General features: G+C 33.8%; 13 protein-coding genes and 1 pseudogene. 1 reads left to right on the top strand and 13 read right to left on the bottom strand.

Going from position 1 to position 15,458, the window contains the following annotated elements; translation table 11 throughout:
* Positions 1–728: 728 nt before the first annotated feature.
* Both A4U59_RS20070 and A4U59_RS21535 read right to left on the bottom strand, forming a co-directional pair.
* Positions 729–1,946, bottom strand: coding sequence for a dicarboxylate/amino acid:cation symporter (locus A4U59_RS20070; RefSeq protein ID WP_083270963.1), 1,218 nt, complete (start codon positions 1,944–1,946; stop codon positions 729–731).
* 576 nt (positions 1,947–2,522) lie between these two features.
* The gene (locus A4U59_RS21535) at positions 2,523–2,666 is read right to left on the bottom strand and encodes a hypothetical protein (RefSeq protein WP_157888238.1); all 144 of its coding nucleotides are present in this window, start codon (positions 2,664–2,666) and stop codon (positions 2,523–2,525) included.
* Positions 2,667–2,833: 167 nt separating this feature from the next.
* Here A4U59_RS21535 and A4U59_RS21530 point away from each other — a divergent pair, with 167 nt between their 5' ends.
* A complete protein-coding gene (locus tag A4U59_RS21530) occupies positions 2,834–3,004 on the top strand; it encodes a magnesium chelatase domain-containing protein (RefSeq protein WP_211274972.1) in 171 nt (56 codons plus the stop codon).
* 575 nt (positions 3,005–3,579) lie between these two features.
* On the opposite strand, the gene A4U59_RS20065 is transcribed toward A4U59_RS21530, so the two are convergent.
* The 11 genes and pseudogenes from A4U59_RS20065 to wecB form a co-directional block, all read right to left on the bottom strand.
* On the bottom strand, positions 3,580–4,590 hold the full coding sequence (locus A4U59_RS20065) for a Gfo/Idh/MocA family protein (RefSeq protein WP_066175341.1): 1,011 nt from the start codon (positions 4,588–4,590) through the stop codon (positions 3,580–3,582).
* A gap of 34 nt (positions 4,591–4,624) precedes the next feature.
* Positions 4,625–5,755, bottom strand: a complete 1,131-nt coding sequence (locus A4U59_RS20060) for a DegT/DnrJ/EryC1/StrS family aminotransferase (protein WP_066175340.1) — start codon at positions 5,753–5,755, stop codon at positions 4,625–4,627.
* A 17-nt stretch (positions 5,756–5,772) separates the two neighbouring features.
* Positions 5,773–6,336: an N-acetyltransferase gene (locus A4U59_RS20055; protein ID WP_066175338.1), complete on the bottom strand. Its 564-nt coding sequence runs from the start codon at positions 6,334–6,336 to the stop codon at positions 5,773–5,775.
* 59 nt (positions 6,337–6,395) lie between these two features.
* Entirely contained in the window at positions 6,396–7,721 is a 1,326-nt protein-coding gene (locus A4U59_RS20050; RefSeq protein WP_066175336.1) for a nucleotide sugar dehydrogenase, read from the bottom strand.
* A gap of 271 nt (positions 7,722–7,992) precedes the next feature.
* Positions 7,993–9,369: a sugar phosphate nucleotidyltransferase gene (locus A4U59_RS20045; RefSeq protein ID WP_066175334.1), complete on the bottom strand. Its 1,377-nt coding sequence runs from the start codon at positions 9,367–9,369 to the stop codon at positions 7,993–7,995.
* A 32-nt stretch (positions 9,370–9,401) separates the two neighbouring features.
* Positions 9,402–10,230: pseudogene (locus A4U59_RS22090) on the bottom strand (UDP-glucose 6-dehydrogenase family protein); the annotation flags it as partial.
* Between the two features lie 115 nt (positions 10,231–10,345).
* Positions 10,346–11,527, bottom strand: coding sequence for a glycosyltransferase (locus A4U59_RS20040; RefSeq protein WP_066175333.1), 1,182 nt, complete (start codon positions 11,525–11,527; stop codon positions 10,346–10,348).
* Positions 11,520–12,617, bottom strand: a complete 1,098-nt coding sequence (locus A4U59_RS20035; protein WP_066175332.1) for a glycoside hydrolase family protein — start codon at positions 12,615–12,617, stop codon at positions 11,520–11,522. The genes A4U59_RS20040 and A4U59_RS20035 overlap by 8 nt, the downstream gene beginning before the upstream one ends.
* A 25-nt stretch (positions 12,618–12,642) precedes the next feature.
* Positions 12,643–14,148 carry an oligosaccharide flippase family protein gene (locus A4U59_RS20030; protein WP_066175330.1) on the bottom strand — a complete coding sequence of 502 codons (1,506 nt, stop codon included), beginning with the start codon at positions 14,146–14,148 and terminating at the stop codon, positions 12,643–12,645.
* Between the two features lie 19 nt (positions 14,149–14,167).
* A complete protein-coding gene (locus tag A4U59_RS21525) occupies positions 14,168–14,320 on the bottom strand; it encodes a hypothetical protein (protein WP_157888236.1) in 153 nt (50 codons plus the stop codon).
* Positions 14,320–15,420 carry a non-hydrolyzing UDP-N-acetylglucosamine 2-epimerase gene (wecB, locus tag A4U59_RS20025; RefSeq protein WP_066175328.1) on the bottom strand — a complete coding sequence of 367 codons (1,101 nt, stop codon included), beginning with the start codon at positions 15,418–15,420 and terminating at the stop codon, positions 14,320–14,322. Before wecB ends, A4U59_RS21525 begins: the two co-directional genes overlap by 1 nt.
* Positions 15,421–15,458 lie beyond the last annotated feature (38 nt).

The following is a 15,458-nucleotide window of genomic DNA, read 5'->3' as shown; positions in this document are numbered from 1 at the left end:
AACTACTACTACAGCCTATTCACCCATGAAAATAGGGTCACAAGGAAAATAACTATTACTATTTTACTATATATTGATATTGATATGTTGTATAAATTATCTTTTTTTGTAAAAAATTAAGATTATTTAGCAACATAGTACTGATATAATTCTTGCATTATTGATCCTTTATCGTTACCAACAAGTGATTCTTAGTCCAGAAAATCAAACCGATCTTTTCCTTCATTCTCTCTGTTTTCCCTCCTTATTACTTGGGGGATCATCACCTTCTCTAAGTATTATCGGACCAAACCAAGTAAAATTAAGAAAAATGGTGATTATTTCTAATCCGTTTGCCACTTAGGGAAAGAAGTGTCCAAAAAAGCAGTAATTATTACTTATAACGGGGATTACCGGAGGTGTTTAGGTGAAGGCTACGAGCATTCACGGATTAGTTGTGGGGGGCCATATCGAAATGCTTCGCAACACAAAGTTCAGGCAATCCTATAGATGTTATAGATGAGGAGAATGGAAACCGTATAAAAATGAGGAAGGGTAGTTGCATGGCAGACAATAAGAAAAAAGCGTTTATTACAAAGAGAGACGGATTCAAAGTAAAATTGAATCCGTCTCTCATAAAAACTATTCAGCCGAAGTTGTTCAATTTTCTTCTATCCATTTAATTGTGGATAGACGATTAAACACTTCCATTCTTATGCTGGTAACTATAATTCTTTCGGTTAAAAAGGTTAACTAGAAAGCACGGTAGATTCAACAGTCTCTTCTTTTTCCTTCGAATCGATTACAACACATGCACTAGCGTCACCAATAACATTCACTGTTGTGCGGAACATGTCCAGAATTCGGTCGATTGCCGCTACGAGAGCAATTCCTTCCAGGGGTAAGTTTACAGAAGCAAGGACCATTGTCAGCATAACAAGTCCGGCTCCTGGTACCCCGGCAGAACCGATTGAAGCAAGGGTGGCTGTAATGACCACAATAAGGAGATCGGTAAAAGCTAATTCGATCCCATAAAATTGAGCTACAAATACAACAGCGATACCTTGATAGATCGCTGCGCCATCCATGTTTATCGTAGCACCCAATGGTAAAACAAAACTACTTGTCGTACGGGACACACCTAAGTTTTCCTGTGTATTTTTAATTGTCACCGGAAGCGTTCCTGCACTGCTGCAGGTACTGAATGCCACCATTGCAGCTTCTGAAATTCCTTTGAAAAATTTGATAGGGCTCATATTTGCAAATGTTTTCACTGATATTGAATACACAATTAAAACATGTAAAACAGAAGCTATTGCCATCGTTACAATTATTTTTAAGAGAGGGGCTAAAATAGAAAGTCCATGATTTCCAACTACAGGAGCAATCAAACCAAACACCCCGATAGGAGCTACTTTCATGACGATTCCCGTTATTTTATACATAATTTGAGCTAACGATTCAAAGAAATCATATACCGGTTTCCCTTTGTCTCCTATAGTCGTGATCGCTACACCTATAAATAAAGCGAAAAAGATGATTTGCAGCACAGAACCATTAACCAGTGACTCAAATGGATTCGTCGGAATAATATTCAATAAAATCGATACAATTCCTTCAGTATCCTTAGGTTCTACCGATGCATCAGGACTTACTGCTTTATCCAAATTTGAACCCGGCCTTATGACAAAGGCAAAAAACAGACCAATCGAAACAGCCAGGAATGTTGTCGATAGGTAATAGATAATCGCTTTACTACCTAACCTTCCCAAGTTCTTGATATTTCCAGAGTTAGCGACCCCAACGATTAAAGTGGACAAAATTAATGGAACAATAATGAATTTAATCAACCTAAGAAACAAGTCACCTAATGGCTGAACAAGATGTGTGTAATTTTTAAACAAGACACCAAATATTACCGCTGTTATAAAGGCGATAATGATTTGGTTGAGTAAGCTGAGTTTTATTCTTTTCATGTGGGTTCTCCTTTCCTTAATTCCAAAAGCTTATGATTTTTATCCTTATTTATATGTTTTTCTAGTCTTCGCTAGGAACACATGGGGTTCCAATACTTAAATACTTTTCTCCTTAAACCACTCAGGAATTTCATTATAAGACTTATCTTAGAACTATTTATAATTTCATTGTATATATTTTATCACCGTTCTTTAATTCTTGCTTTCTACATTTATAGAAATTCTATAACGTTTTTATCAGCTTACTTCATCTTTAGTTTATTGCTTCTCTTCACCACATGAAAGAGTAAGTAAAAAAGTCTATGAAGCGGCAACGGCATTCCCCGAAACCCTGTCTGATTCTTAAGGACTTAACAAAACCCTAGAAAAAAGGATTGGCTTAATCTAGTTTAATTGCACGTTTTGATGTGAGAGATACCGAATATGACGGGCGTTCAAAGGGCACACCAATGAGAAGTATGCTAAGAAAACTGATGAATTAAGTAAAATAGCGAAGATAAAGAAACATAAATAAACTTTAGAATAAGGTTTAAGCCATCTCGTTGGGTGATTGGGCTGTTCAAACTGCTACTGCTGGATGTAAGGCAAATCAGCATCAGCAAGTTCATATAAACTGAAGTTTTCAAGCTGGGAAATCGCGGGAAACGGCGGGTTATGGACGGAAAACTCTCGGCGAACATTTTTTTCACAGCCGGGCGTTCCAACCATCAACAATTATGCCCGCTGGCAGCGGAAATTCCCAGCGAACTCTTGTTTGTTCCAGGCAGATAATGTGAGTAAATTTTTGTTTTCATAGATGGTGGAGGTCGAGAAACTTGATAGGGTATATTAGACGCAGCAAAGCAGCTTGGAATCAAGCGGCTGTTTGTTCCTAATGATTGCCCTGTGTTGCTGTGAAGGAATCGAAGGAACGGGTGCTGGCCGTGTTGAAAGGGTTCGATTGTGACTTTCCGATCAAAAGGAGATTGTTTATTTATCACCTGCGGAGGGGGCGGAAGAGCGGCCCGTTGTTTGATGTCACGATGGCCGTGGCGATGCTGCGAAGTTAGCGGTTTTGAAAAAGAATATTCCGAAAGATACCGCGCTTGTTGGTTCATTGTCGCTGGGTGGTTCTATCCGTCAGTGAAAGGGATTTTACTCTGTCGTGTAAACCGGATAGCCTTCAAAGCCTTTTAATCCATTCTTTGCACAAAAACCGCCATTGCGTCACCTTCAGATACATAACGAACAAATGTTCTTTTAATTTCTATCGTAATGGAGAAAACAGATTCTGTCAAATAAACACAAAAAAGACTACTGTTTGACTCTTCATGCAGCAAAACAGTAGTCCTTTCATCAATCCAGAATTCCTTAAATGAATCAAACTGTATTTTCCACCCAAAATATTTTTATTTTTTTCTAATCAGGCGATTAAGATTGCTGGATATGTGAACCAATGTATCCCGCTCCACCATTAATATTTATTGTCTTATGCTTTTCCCACCCCCACTTCATTAACATATAAATCTACTTAGGTTCTAACACAGTAAAGAATGAATAAAGATATTATCTATGTCTGCTATTTTTTATCAGGTCCGTAATTCTTATAGGTGCATATTCTTTTGATGTATCTATCACACTTCTATTAAAATTGCACAGGTTGATTTAGCTTCGCAGATTCATAGAAGGATAACACTAGTTTTAGAGCCTTCTTACCGTCTTCACCAGTAACAGCCGGCTCTCGATTTTCATTAATAGCATTAATCATGTCATCAATAATCCACTGATGACCTGGAGTTCCCCATGGATCTGCCTTAATACTTACTTTCAAATCATTTATTTCGTTTTCTGACATATCTTTAATATCAAGATGTTCGAAATATAGTGCGTTTGTACCACCGATTTTCACGGTACCTTTTTCACCGAATAATGTGATAGACTCTTCATAATTTTTAAGATAAACAGTAGTTGAAGCTTCTACTGTTCCAAGTGCCCCTGAATCAAATTTAATTGTTCCGACAGACACATCTTCAGCTTCTATTTCCCTAAATCTTGTTGCTTCCATACTAAACACATGTTCAGGAGTTCCCATAAACCATAACAATAAATCAAGATTGTGAATTGCTTGATTCATTAGAACTCCACCATCATGCTGTTTTGTTCCTCTCCAAGGAGCTTGGTCATAATATTCCTGATTTCTGTTCCAATTCACTATACAGCTTGCGTGGCTGATTTCCCCTAATAAGCCCTGGTCCATAATTTTTCTCAAGTCTTGAACAACCGGTCTAAAACGGTTCGGATGAACCACCGCTAATTTCACATTATTTAAATTACACGCATCTATAATTTTATCGGTATCTTTGATTGTCATCGCAATTGGTTTTTCTACAATAATATGCTTTTTGGCTTCCGCTATTTGAACAGCAATTGAAGCATGGAAACCACTTGGAGTACAAATACAAACTATATCAATGTCCTCTTTTCCTAGCATTTGTTGTAATTCAGTATAAGGTTCTGCATCATATTCTTCTTTGTAAAATTCCATTGTAGCTGGAACTTTATCACAGACTGCAACGAGCCTTGCAGCTTCAATTTTTTCAATTGCTGCTGCATGCTTTTTTGCTATAAAGCCACATCCGACAATTGCAAAATTCATAACGAAACCTCTTCCCTTTTCATATATTGAGATTTTAAGTATTCATAAATTCTTGTATTACATCACATACTTTTGTAATTTCTTCCTCCTTTAAATATGGATGCATAGGGAGTGAAAGCACAGTATCACAAAGCTTGTTTGTAACAGCAAAATCTTCCTCATCAAATGGTAAATCTGCGAATGCCAGTTGAAGATGCATTGGTTTAGTATAGTAAATCATACTTGGAATATCATTTTCTTTTAGCTTAACTTGTAAAGCATCCCGCTGTTCTTTTGAATCGAGTTTAATTGTATATTGAGCCAAGCTTGAATAATAACCCTCTGGAATATAAGGCGTTTCTACAACACTTTGCAACTTTTCACTATAAAGTTGATATGCTCTATTTACTCCATCAAGCTCATGTTCTTTAAATGCATGTAATTTCACTTGCAAGATGGCCGCTTGTATGGTGTCTAGTCTTGAGTTAACACCAATCCTTACATTGTCATATTTATTTCCACCTTTTCCATGCACTTTATAGGAACGAAGCAGTTCAGCTGTTTCATCACAATCCGTGAAGATTGCCCCACCGTCTCCATAACATCCTAAAGGCTTAGCTGGAAAAAAAGACGTAGTTGCAGCGTCACCGAAACTGCAGGCCATCTTATCATTAATATTTCCACCAAATCCTTGTGCACCATCTTCTAATACAAGCAAGTCATGCTGTTTAGCAACCTTCTCTAACTCATCATAATTAGCCGGGAGTCCAAACAGATCAACTGGTATAACTACTTTAGGATTTAATTTTCCTTCTTTTTTTACTTTTTCAATTGATTGTGTAAGCTTATCAGGATCAATATTAAAAGTCTTTTCATCCACATCTACAAAAACAGGTGTTGCTCCGTTAAATGAAACTACTTCTCCTGTTGAGAAGAATGTGAAATCAGGCACAAAAACAGCGTCATTCTCTTTTACATCCCAAGCCATTAAGACCAACGACAAAGCATCTGTTCCATTAGCACATGTAATACAGTGCTTTACACCTACGTATTCAGCTAACTCTTTTTCAAGTTCATTTATTGGTTTGCCACCTATATATTGGCCTGTGTTTAACACATTTTGAATAGCATCATCAATAGCTGATTTGTACTGAGTATATTGAGTTTTCAAGTCCCGAAACTGCATAGTTAACCTCTTTCCTCTTATTTAATTTCAGTTAAAATATGTTCTTTTAATTCATAAGACCTATCACATTCTTTACAATGATAACCTTCCTTTAAAGGAAGACCACATTCACAAACCCAACCAATTTGTTTTGCCGGAACTCCAGCCATTAATGCATAATCTGGAACATCTTTTGTTACAACGGCACCAGAAGCAATCATTGCCCAGGAACCGATGGTATTTCCACATACAATAGTTGCGTTTGCTCCTATAGAAGCGCCATATTTAACTAATGTTCTTTTATATGCAACACTACCTTTAGGATACTTACTTCTCGGAGTTAAATCATTAGTAAATACCATTGATGGACCACAGAACACATAGTCTTCTAACTCTACACCCTCATAAACAGAAACGTTATTTTGAATCTTTACTCCATTTCCAATTTTAACGTTGTTAGCCACATTAACATTCTGTCCTATGGAACATTTTTCTCCAATTTCTGTACCAGAATGGATATGACTAAAATGCCAAATTTTCGTTCCTTCTCCTACTTTTACTTTATTATCAATGTAACTACTTTCATGTACAAAATACTGCATTTGAATGCTCCTTATCTATCCTTATATCTAATTAAAGCAAAGGTCACTTAGACACTTTCCTATAGCAACTCAATGTTTTCTCTATTCGTTATATCTTTCATTGCATTTTTTGTATCGAAAATAGCTTTTGAGTGCTGTTGTACAAGATCATAATCAACCTTTGTATGGTCTGCTGTTATCATAACAAGGTCTGCGTTTTCCATAAGCTCAACTGTCAATTCTGTTTCACCTTTTTTCACTTTTCCATGATCATTATATTCTGATATAAAAGGGTCAAAGTATACAACATCTGCGCCTTCTTTTTCTAATTCATCAATTACCCTAAGAGCAGCACTCTCTCTATAGTCATCAATATCTTTCTTGTAAGCTACACCAAGTACAAGGACTTTAGATCCGTTCATAGCTTTCTTATATTTATTTAAGATTTTGCTAGCTCTCTCTACGCAATATTCAGGCATCCGGTCATTTACCATCATAGAGGATTCAATCATTGAGGTATGAAAGCCATATTCACGTGCCTTCCAAGAAAGATAGTATGGATCTAGTGGGATGCAATGCCCTCCAAGTCCTGGCCCAGGGTAAAATGCTTGGAATCCATACGGCTTTGTTTTTGCAGCGTCTACAACTTCCCAAAAGTTAATCCCCATTTTTTCACTAAGAATTGCAAGTTCATTCACTAAGCCAATATTAATATTTCTATATATGTTTTCAAGAATCTTTTCCATCTCTGCAACTGCTGGTGAAGAAACCCGATGGATAGGTGCTTCTAAAATACTCTCATATAATGCGGCTGCAACATCAGTACATTCTGGCGTAATTCCCCCCACTACTTTAGGTGTATTTTTCGTTTTAAAAGTCAAGTTTCCAGGGTCTACACGTTCCGGAGAATAAGCAAGGAAGAAGTCTTCGCCACACTTCAATCCAGATTCCTCAAGTATCGGCTTTAAAAGTTCTTCAGTTGTTCCAGGATAAGTTGTTGATTCTAACACTATTAACATGTCCTTATGCATGTATGGTACAATACTCTCTGCTGATGCTTTAACATAACTTATATCAGGTTGCTGATACCTATCTAAAGGAGTTGGAACACATATACTTACACAGTCTGCTTGTGCTACTTTTGCAAAATCTGTAGTAGCTAATAGGTTCCCTGAATTGACAAGAGACTCAAGATCTTCATTAATTACATCACCAATATAGTTTTTCCCCTCATTAACCATTTTCACTTTAGAATCTTGAACATCAAATCCAATAGTTTTATATCCTGCTTTTGCTTTTTCAACAGCTAACGGAAGACCTACATAACCTAACCCTATGACTCCTAGTGTTGCTGTTTTATTTAATAGTTTTTCCTTTAAATTAGTAGTTAATGTAACAGTATTCATAATGTTTTTTCCTCCTTTTAATCAAACATACTAGGTATGTTTGTCTCCGTATAACGGTCTCCTTTATATACATAAAGAAGCTTAAAGTTATAAGTCTATTAACATATACTATAAGATAAAAATTAACAACTTACTTCCGGTTTCAATGTACAAATTTGTTAGACTTAATTTCAAGCTAAAATATGACATCATTTGACCGTTATTTCAACAGAAAAACACACCCGCCAAGGGTATACTCAGCGAGTGTTATAAACTAAATAAAGGGTTACAATTATTTTACTACAGACTTACAATGTTCTTCTACTTCTTCCCATGTCATAAATATACTAACTATATCTTCTTCAATAATTTGTGAACCTGTTTGCACTTCAATAAATTCTAAGTCTGTAGTAGCTTTTATTCCATGTTTTGCTTCAACTGGAATTACTAATACATCACCTGGTCTTACTGTACGGATTTCATCATTTAAAGCAAATTCACCTTCGCCATTAATGATTGTCCAAACCTCATTTCTTGCATAATGTTTTTGATAGCTTAAATTCTTTCCAGCTTTAACACCAATTCTCTTTGTAAGAACTTCATTTTCTTCTTCAAATTTTGTATAGTCAAGAACTCTATACCAACCCCAGCGGCGTTCTTCATACATTGGACGTTGTTCAAAATCAGAACCTTTTAAAACTTCTTTAATTCTTGGACTCGCAACCTTATCAGTTACCAATATTCCATCTGGGCTTGCTGCAACAACTGCATCCTTTATTCCTAAAACAGTGACTGGAATATCTAACTCATTTATTAAATAAGTATTAATGGAATCATCACTGATAGTACCTTTTCCAATTTGGTTTGTACCCATTTCTTCTGTTAACGTATTCCATGTGCCAAGGTCCTTCCAACTTCCACTGTATGGAAGAGCAACAATTTTTTCTGCTTTCTCAACTACTTCATAATCAAAGCTGATTTTTTCAAGATTTTGATATTGTCTCACCAACTCTTCATATTGAATTGGTAAGCCTTTAGCCTCTAATAAGGAGATTATATATTCAAGTTTAAAAGCAAACACACCACAATTCCATAGAGCATTCTGATTCATTAAATCTTTTGCTTCTACTTCTGAAGGCTTTTCTTTAAAATGACTTACTTGAAGATAATCATTTTTATTATTTTGTAACGGAACTATATATCCATACTTTTCTGAAGGAAATGTAGGTTTAACTCCCATCAATGCTAGATCGCCCTCAGATTTACTCAATGCTGTCTCTAAATCAGAAATTCTCTCAAAAAAGCTTATATCTACATAAGGGTCTACTGGTAATACCCCAACTACTTCTTTTAAACTACTTCTCTTTACAGAATAAAGATAAGTAGCTGCTAAAGCGATAGCAGGAAATGTATCCCGACGATCTGGTTCGATAATTAATGGTATTTGACTTCCTAGTTGACTATGAATCATATCTACTTGTGACTTACTAGTTGCTATCACCGTGGATTTGTTTAACTGTAATTTTTCAAGTTGTCCCCACACTCTTTGAACCATTGATTCTAAATCTCCATTATTATCTAAAACTCTTAAGAACTGCTTTGATCTTGAATCATTAGATAATGGCCAAAGACGTTTACCAGATCCACCAGATAATAAAATTAACTCCATTTTCTATCCTCCTAAAGATTTTATGCAGTCTTGTCAGAATTCATTTTCATAGTAAGCCTATATATCCCTATAATTTGGGTATTTCTTTAATTATCATTTCCACAATATGATCTTTTCTGGTTCTATTAGCATCTACAATTGCTGCAATTATGTTGTTAGTACATCTTTATAATTAGCTAATAGTTGCTTAATGTCTGTAGGTAGACAATAGCCTCAATAGCCAAATGAGGGATTATTATAATAATTACCTGTTCTTGGCTCAAGTCCAACGCCCTTAATAATTTGTTTTGATCTAGTCCCGTTATCTCTTCATATGAATCAAGCTCATTGAAAAATGCTTTTCTTCATTGCTAAATAAGTATTAGCAAATAATTTAGCTCTATCAGATTGCTCTCCTACAACAATTCGAGAAGTATATAAATTATAATATAATTCTCTTCCTTCTCTTAAAAACTCTGGTGAAAATATTATATTGCTTGTTTCTAATTTCTCTCTAATCTTTTTTGTATATTCAACTGGCATCGTTGATTTGATAACCATATCAGCCTTTGAGTTAATTAATACACAGTAGCAATACCAGCTCAAACTGTTCTAGTATTAAAGTAGTTTTTTTTAGATTACAATTTGTCGGTATCAAAATAATTACATATTAATTCAGCATTTTTAGATGCTTTATAATTATCCGTGGTGGCTGTTAAGTTTAATCTTTTGTCGTCAAAAACTCTTCAATCTCATTATCAACAATAGAGACCTTTTACTATTAAGCATATCTACTTTTAATAATATCAAGTGCTACTTCATTATGTTAGCTAATATAATTGCATTTGATAAGCCTACATATCCTATTTCTACTAAAGTTATTTTATTTGAATGTTACCTTTCTTAATTTCTAAAGTCGTTGGCCAGATAGTTTTCTCCGTAAGAACCCAATCTGTAGTGAAAATTAAAGTGAATTATCAAAAAAGATATATTCCCACTAATTTTCGAGCCGTTTTTCGATAAATTCTGCATACCTCTTTCCTTCATTTTGAAAGGATGCTTCTGACTTTGAGTAGTAAATACCATTTTCAGAATACTTCTCCCTATTTTGTGGATCAAATAATTTTATAATTGCATTCTCAAAATCCGAATAATTTAATGGATCTATGCAAATACCGGCATCTGATTTGTCCATATGCCTTTTTAAATTCCCAAAATTACTCGTTATAATTGGTAATCCACTACCCATGTAATCAAAATTCTTTAGGGGTAGATTTCTATAAAACTTTTTAATAGGATGCCAGAGACAAACCCCTACATCATATGATTTTAATAATTCCATCAAATCTTTATAATCAATCCAGGAGGTGTGATTTATAAATCCTTTCTTTACAAGTTCTTCAGTTATTTCATTAGGAGGTGAAAAGACATCAAAAATAAGCTTTTTTTCAATATGATTTTCATTGAATTTTTCAACATAGTTAGCACATTCAATGACCCCTCTATGTTCATTTACGCCCCCTATATATACTAGTTTTAAGGTATCCTTATCCTGGAATTTTTTTTTATGTTTGTCTTCTATATAAGGAAAATTCCTTAAAATATTAACGCTTTTAGCAGAGTATTGCATTTTTTTGTACTTATCAAGTAAAAATTCATCCGTACAGAACACAATATCGTAAAACCTAATAAATAGAAATTCATATAAAAATAATTTTAACGCAAGTAAATAAGTTTTAACTGATTTCTTTTGGTAATCTAATATTTGCCGTACATAATCCTCATGAGAATCATAAATTGTTTTAGCACCTGATACTTTCGCAATAATTAACGAACTTAACAACTCTCTTGCATCTGAAGCTTGTATAACATCGGCGTTTAATTCTTTGCATATTCTTAGATAGTACATCCCGGTTTTCATCTTATGCTTAAGTTTTGCTAATATACCCATATTCTGTAAGTTATCATACTGTATCTCTATATGATTTACTATATTATTATCGACAGTTAATTCTTCTGAAAAATGAATTACCGGTTTACTACTATTATTTACTGAACGCCTCGTAATTATATAGATATCGCTTTTGGGGAATTTATTTTTTATTAAACGAATTTCCCTATAAAATAATCTAGGATCATTTTTCCTATGATGTATACCAATGTAAAGTATTCTATTCATCACAACCTCCAAAAAACCTTTTATCAATTCTGTACACTTCGTACAACCTGGCTAATAAAGTTTCGGTATCACTAGTTTTAAGTGCATTTATTGAGTTATTTGATAATTGATAATAATTGTCAAGTTGATATTGAAACATATTTAATGACTGTTCAGCTGCAGCTTTTCTTAACTTCTCATCTATTTTATTCTCAAAGACGGTATATACAAATGGCATTTCAAACCCTGGTACATTATATGGGAAGGCAAAATTTGACTCTTTCAATAGTTTAAAATAATCGTTTGAAAAAGCGTAGTGCAGTATCTTTTTAAAAAGTGGAGAAGAAAAATATGAATTATTGGGTATAACTTGATAAATCATAGCTAGTCCGACTAGTGTAAATAAGTGATACCCTGCATCTATTTGTATTCTATTTCTACCACGTACAAGCATTGTATATTTTTTTATTATACGTCTTAATTTTGAATTACCGATACCAGAAATTTCAGAATATAAAAGACCATTTTTTCTAACTATCATGTTTTTGAAAAGCTTATTCAAAAATATTTCAGCGTTCTTATTTGTTTCTTCACTATTGGGATCGGATTTTAAAGCCATTGCCATAAACCATATTTGTTGATTTAAAGTTGCTCCTACTTGTCTTGCAGATCCATCCAAGTCTAATTCATGCCATAGGCCATAATCCGAATTAAATATATGTTGATCTATAATATTTACTGCTTCTTTCCAATAAGTTGAGTCTTCTAATGCTTTTCCACAATATAACAATGATTCCAAACTCCATGCTTGACCAATTAATCCATTGTAACTCGATTTATAATGTTCTGTTCTATGCCAAACACTTCCTCCTAAAGGTCTAAGGTTAATAAGCTTGTTTATAGCTAAACGAGCTGAGCCTTCCCATTTTTTTTCACCTGTAACATGGTATAAAAAAGCGAATAAAATGGAATAATGCCCAGCATTTCTCGCTTCTGTCATGTTATGATTATGTGGTCCATTCTTCCCCTTTGGTAATTCGCCTTTATTATCCAAATGATTTCTAGCGAACTCCCCAGCGGTTTCTAATAATCTTAGTGTCTTCTGATCCATATTGAACTCCATCCTTTAATAAAAGTTATGATTTAATTTTCATCTTTTGATATCCAGATTTAATATTTTTAAAAAACCACTTATATTCAGAGTTATTGAATTTATAACTTATTAATAGATACATAAACATATAAATTATTATTGAGATTATGAGTAACACAATCGCACTGGTTCTAACAAAAATATAATCTACACTTATGCGGACTGTAGTTGCTGATAAAAGGCCAATAAATATTAACTTCACTACAGATTTAAAAGGATAAAGTTGCCAAGCTGGAACAGAAAACTCTTTACTTAATTTAGGAAATACTAAGAAGGCTGTTACAATTATTGATGATAAAATGGTACCAATTGCCGCTCCGATAGCTCCAATATGACTAATAAATATATAAGTAAGAACAACATTTAATAGTAATGATATCAATGTTTTTAATAATAAAAACTTATTGAGACCCAGTGATACAAACACCGGACCCGTAAAAGAAATTCTGATCAAAAAGTATAACAGGTATACTTGGAAAATTGGAGCAGAGTCTAAATATTCATTTGAATACATAACCTCAATGAATTCCTTACTCCATAGTAATAAGAAACACATTATTGGCAATGTAATACTCGCAACTTTTTTTGTTGCTAATATAAATAATTTTGAACTTTCATCCAAATGTCGCTCTTCAATTAGTTTTCTAATTTCAGGAATCATAGCAGCTGATATAGATCCTAAGATTATCCCTATTATAGGTACTTCAACAGCTCCAATTGAATATACAGCATATATTTCCGGCGACGTCATGACAGAAACAAATAAACCATCCATTTGTGATGTAATGGTTCCCATCATGTTAGTCAGACCTACCGGAAATGAGAAGTATAAAATTTGCTTAATGGTTGAGATCTTCGGTTTCCAATCATCATTTGGTAATACTTTAATAGTTAAATAAATAAAAATTAATCCTTGTACAAATTTTGTTAATGATACTACAACTACTGCTGATTCTGCAGTAGGCATTAGAATAACAACTAATATCAATGTAAGAGTTATGAAAAGTCCAGTAATTAAATTAGCTACGATAAATACTCTCATTCTATTTTGGATATTAAAAATTACACTTGAACAATTAATTAATAATACTACTAATGAATAAGGTATTAGCCATAACATCAAATCAGCAACTTCATTGTTATTGAACCTTTGTGCAATAAATTCATTCCCGCCAAATAGTATAAAAAAGGAAAAAATTAAACCAATAAATAAGTAGATCACAAAACAATCCATGACTCGGCCAGAAAATCGCTTTTTTTCTGTGGGTAAAAAATAATATAACCCCTCTGTTAAACCTAATGATAAAATTGGCAGTATGAAATTAAAGGCTAAAAAAGTCTGTTTGTATGTTGCATAATCATTAACTGAAAGATATCTAGTTATTACCATTAAGGAAATAATAGCAACAATAGCATTAATTGCATTGCCAACACTTAATAGTAAAGCTTTTCTTTGAAATTTATTATTATCTCTATCTGATGATTTCATAAACTTTACTTGTTCCTATCTAATCTTTCTCTATTATTGAATGTATAACATCAAAAAACCTATCAACATCTAAGTTTTCAACAGCAAAAGATTCCACAACATCAAGTGTTGTAGTGTTATTTAATTGCTTTTCTTTTTTATTAAGATTACTTGTTAGAGTAACAGTAATCACTATAATTTTCCTCCTTCTAATATAGCTTTACATATATGTTTTGCAGCATTCCCATCACCAAATACAGGAGGTTGCGGATAATTCAGACAGTCTAACTCCCTCGTAACTGTGTTTAAAATTGTATTAACATCGATCGGACTTAATTTATTCCATCCATTTTCCAAAGTTTCGATCCATTCTGTACGATCTCTAAGTGTTGTACATGGAGTCCTGAGAAAATATGCTTCTTTTTGTAGCCCACCTGAATCCGTTACAACCATGTATGCATTTGCTGTCAAATAAAGCATCATTAGATAACCAACTGGTTTAATAATTATTACATTATCCACCTTTATGTTAAGTTCATTAATCAACTTGTGGGTTCTTGGATGAAGTGGCATTAAAACTGGCTTGTCCATTTTTTCAAATGCAGAGAAAATCTTTTTCAACTTGTTATAATCGTTTGTATTTTCTGCACGATGAATTGTAGCAAGGTAATATTCTTTTTCATTTAGATTGCTTATTTTAACATCTTGAACCATTAATTCTTTCTTCCATGAACCGTTAGAGTAGAGTTTTTTTGATATTTCTATATTTCTAAGAACAACATCATACATAATATCTCCCGTATTTATTACGCCAGTTGTTATTCCCTCTTTTTTTAAATTCTCCATAGCAGTTTGGGTTGGACAAAGTAATAAATCTGAAATGTGATCTGTTAATACTCTGTTTTGTTCTTCCGGCATCAGTTTATTATAGCTTCGTAATCCTGCCTCCACGTGAAATACTGGAATATGTAACTTACTTGCAGCCAATGCTCCAGCTAAAGTAGAGTTTGTATCACCATAAACAAGTACTCCCTCAGGATTTTCTTGTAAGATTAGCTCTTCAATTTTTTCAAGCATACGTCCCGTTTGTTGTCCGTGGCTACCAGATCCAACAAGCAAATTATATTTAGGTTTGGGGATTCCAAGTTCATCAAAGAAAACATCAGACATATTTGTGTCATAATGTTGTCCGGTGTGAACTAAAATCTCATGATTTTCCTTCCTAAACACCTCGGAAAACGGTGCAGCCTTAATAAACTGAGGACGTGCTCCAATTATTGTTATCACTTTCATTTATGCAATCTCCTATCCTTTTATTTAACACAGTAATT

The sequence above is a fragment of the Bacillus marinisedimentorum genome (assembly GCF_001644195.2).
Lineage (GTDB): Bacteria > Bacillota > Bacilli > Bacillales > Bacillaceae_O > Bacillus_BL > Bacillus_BL marinisedimentorum.
The sequence above is the reverse complement of the archived record's forward strand: the minus strand, read 5'-3'. Positions and strand labels throughout refer to the sequence as shown.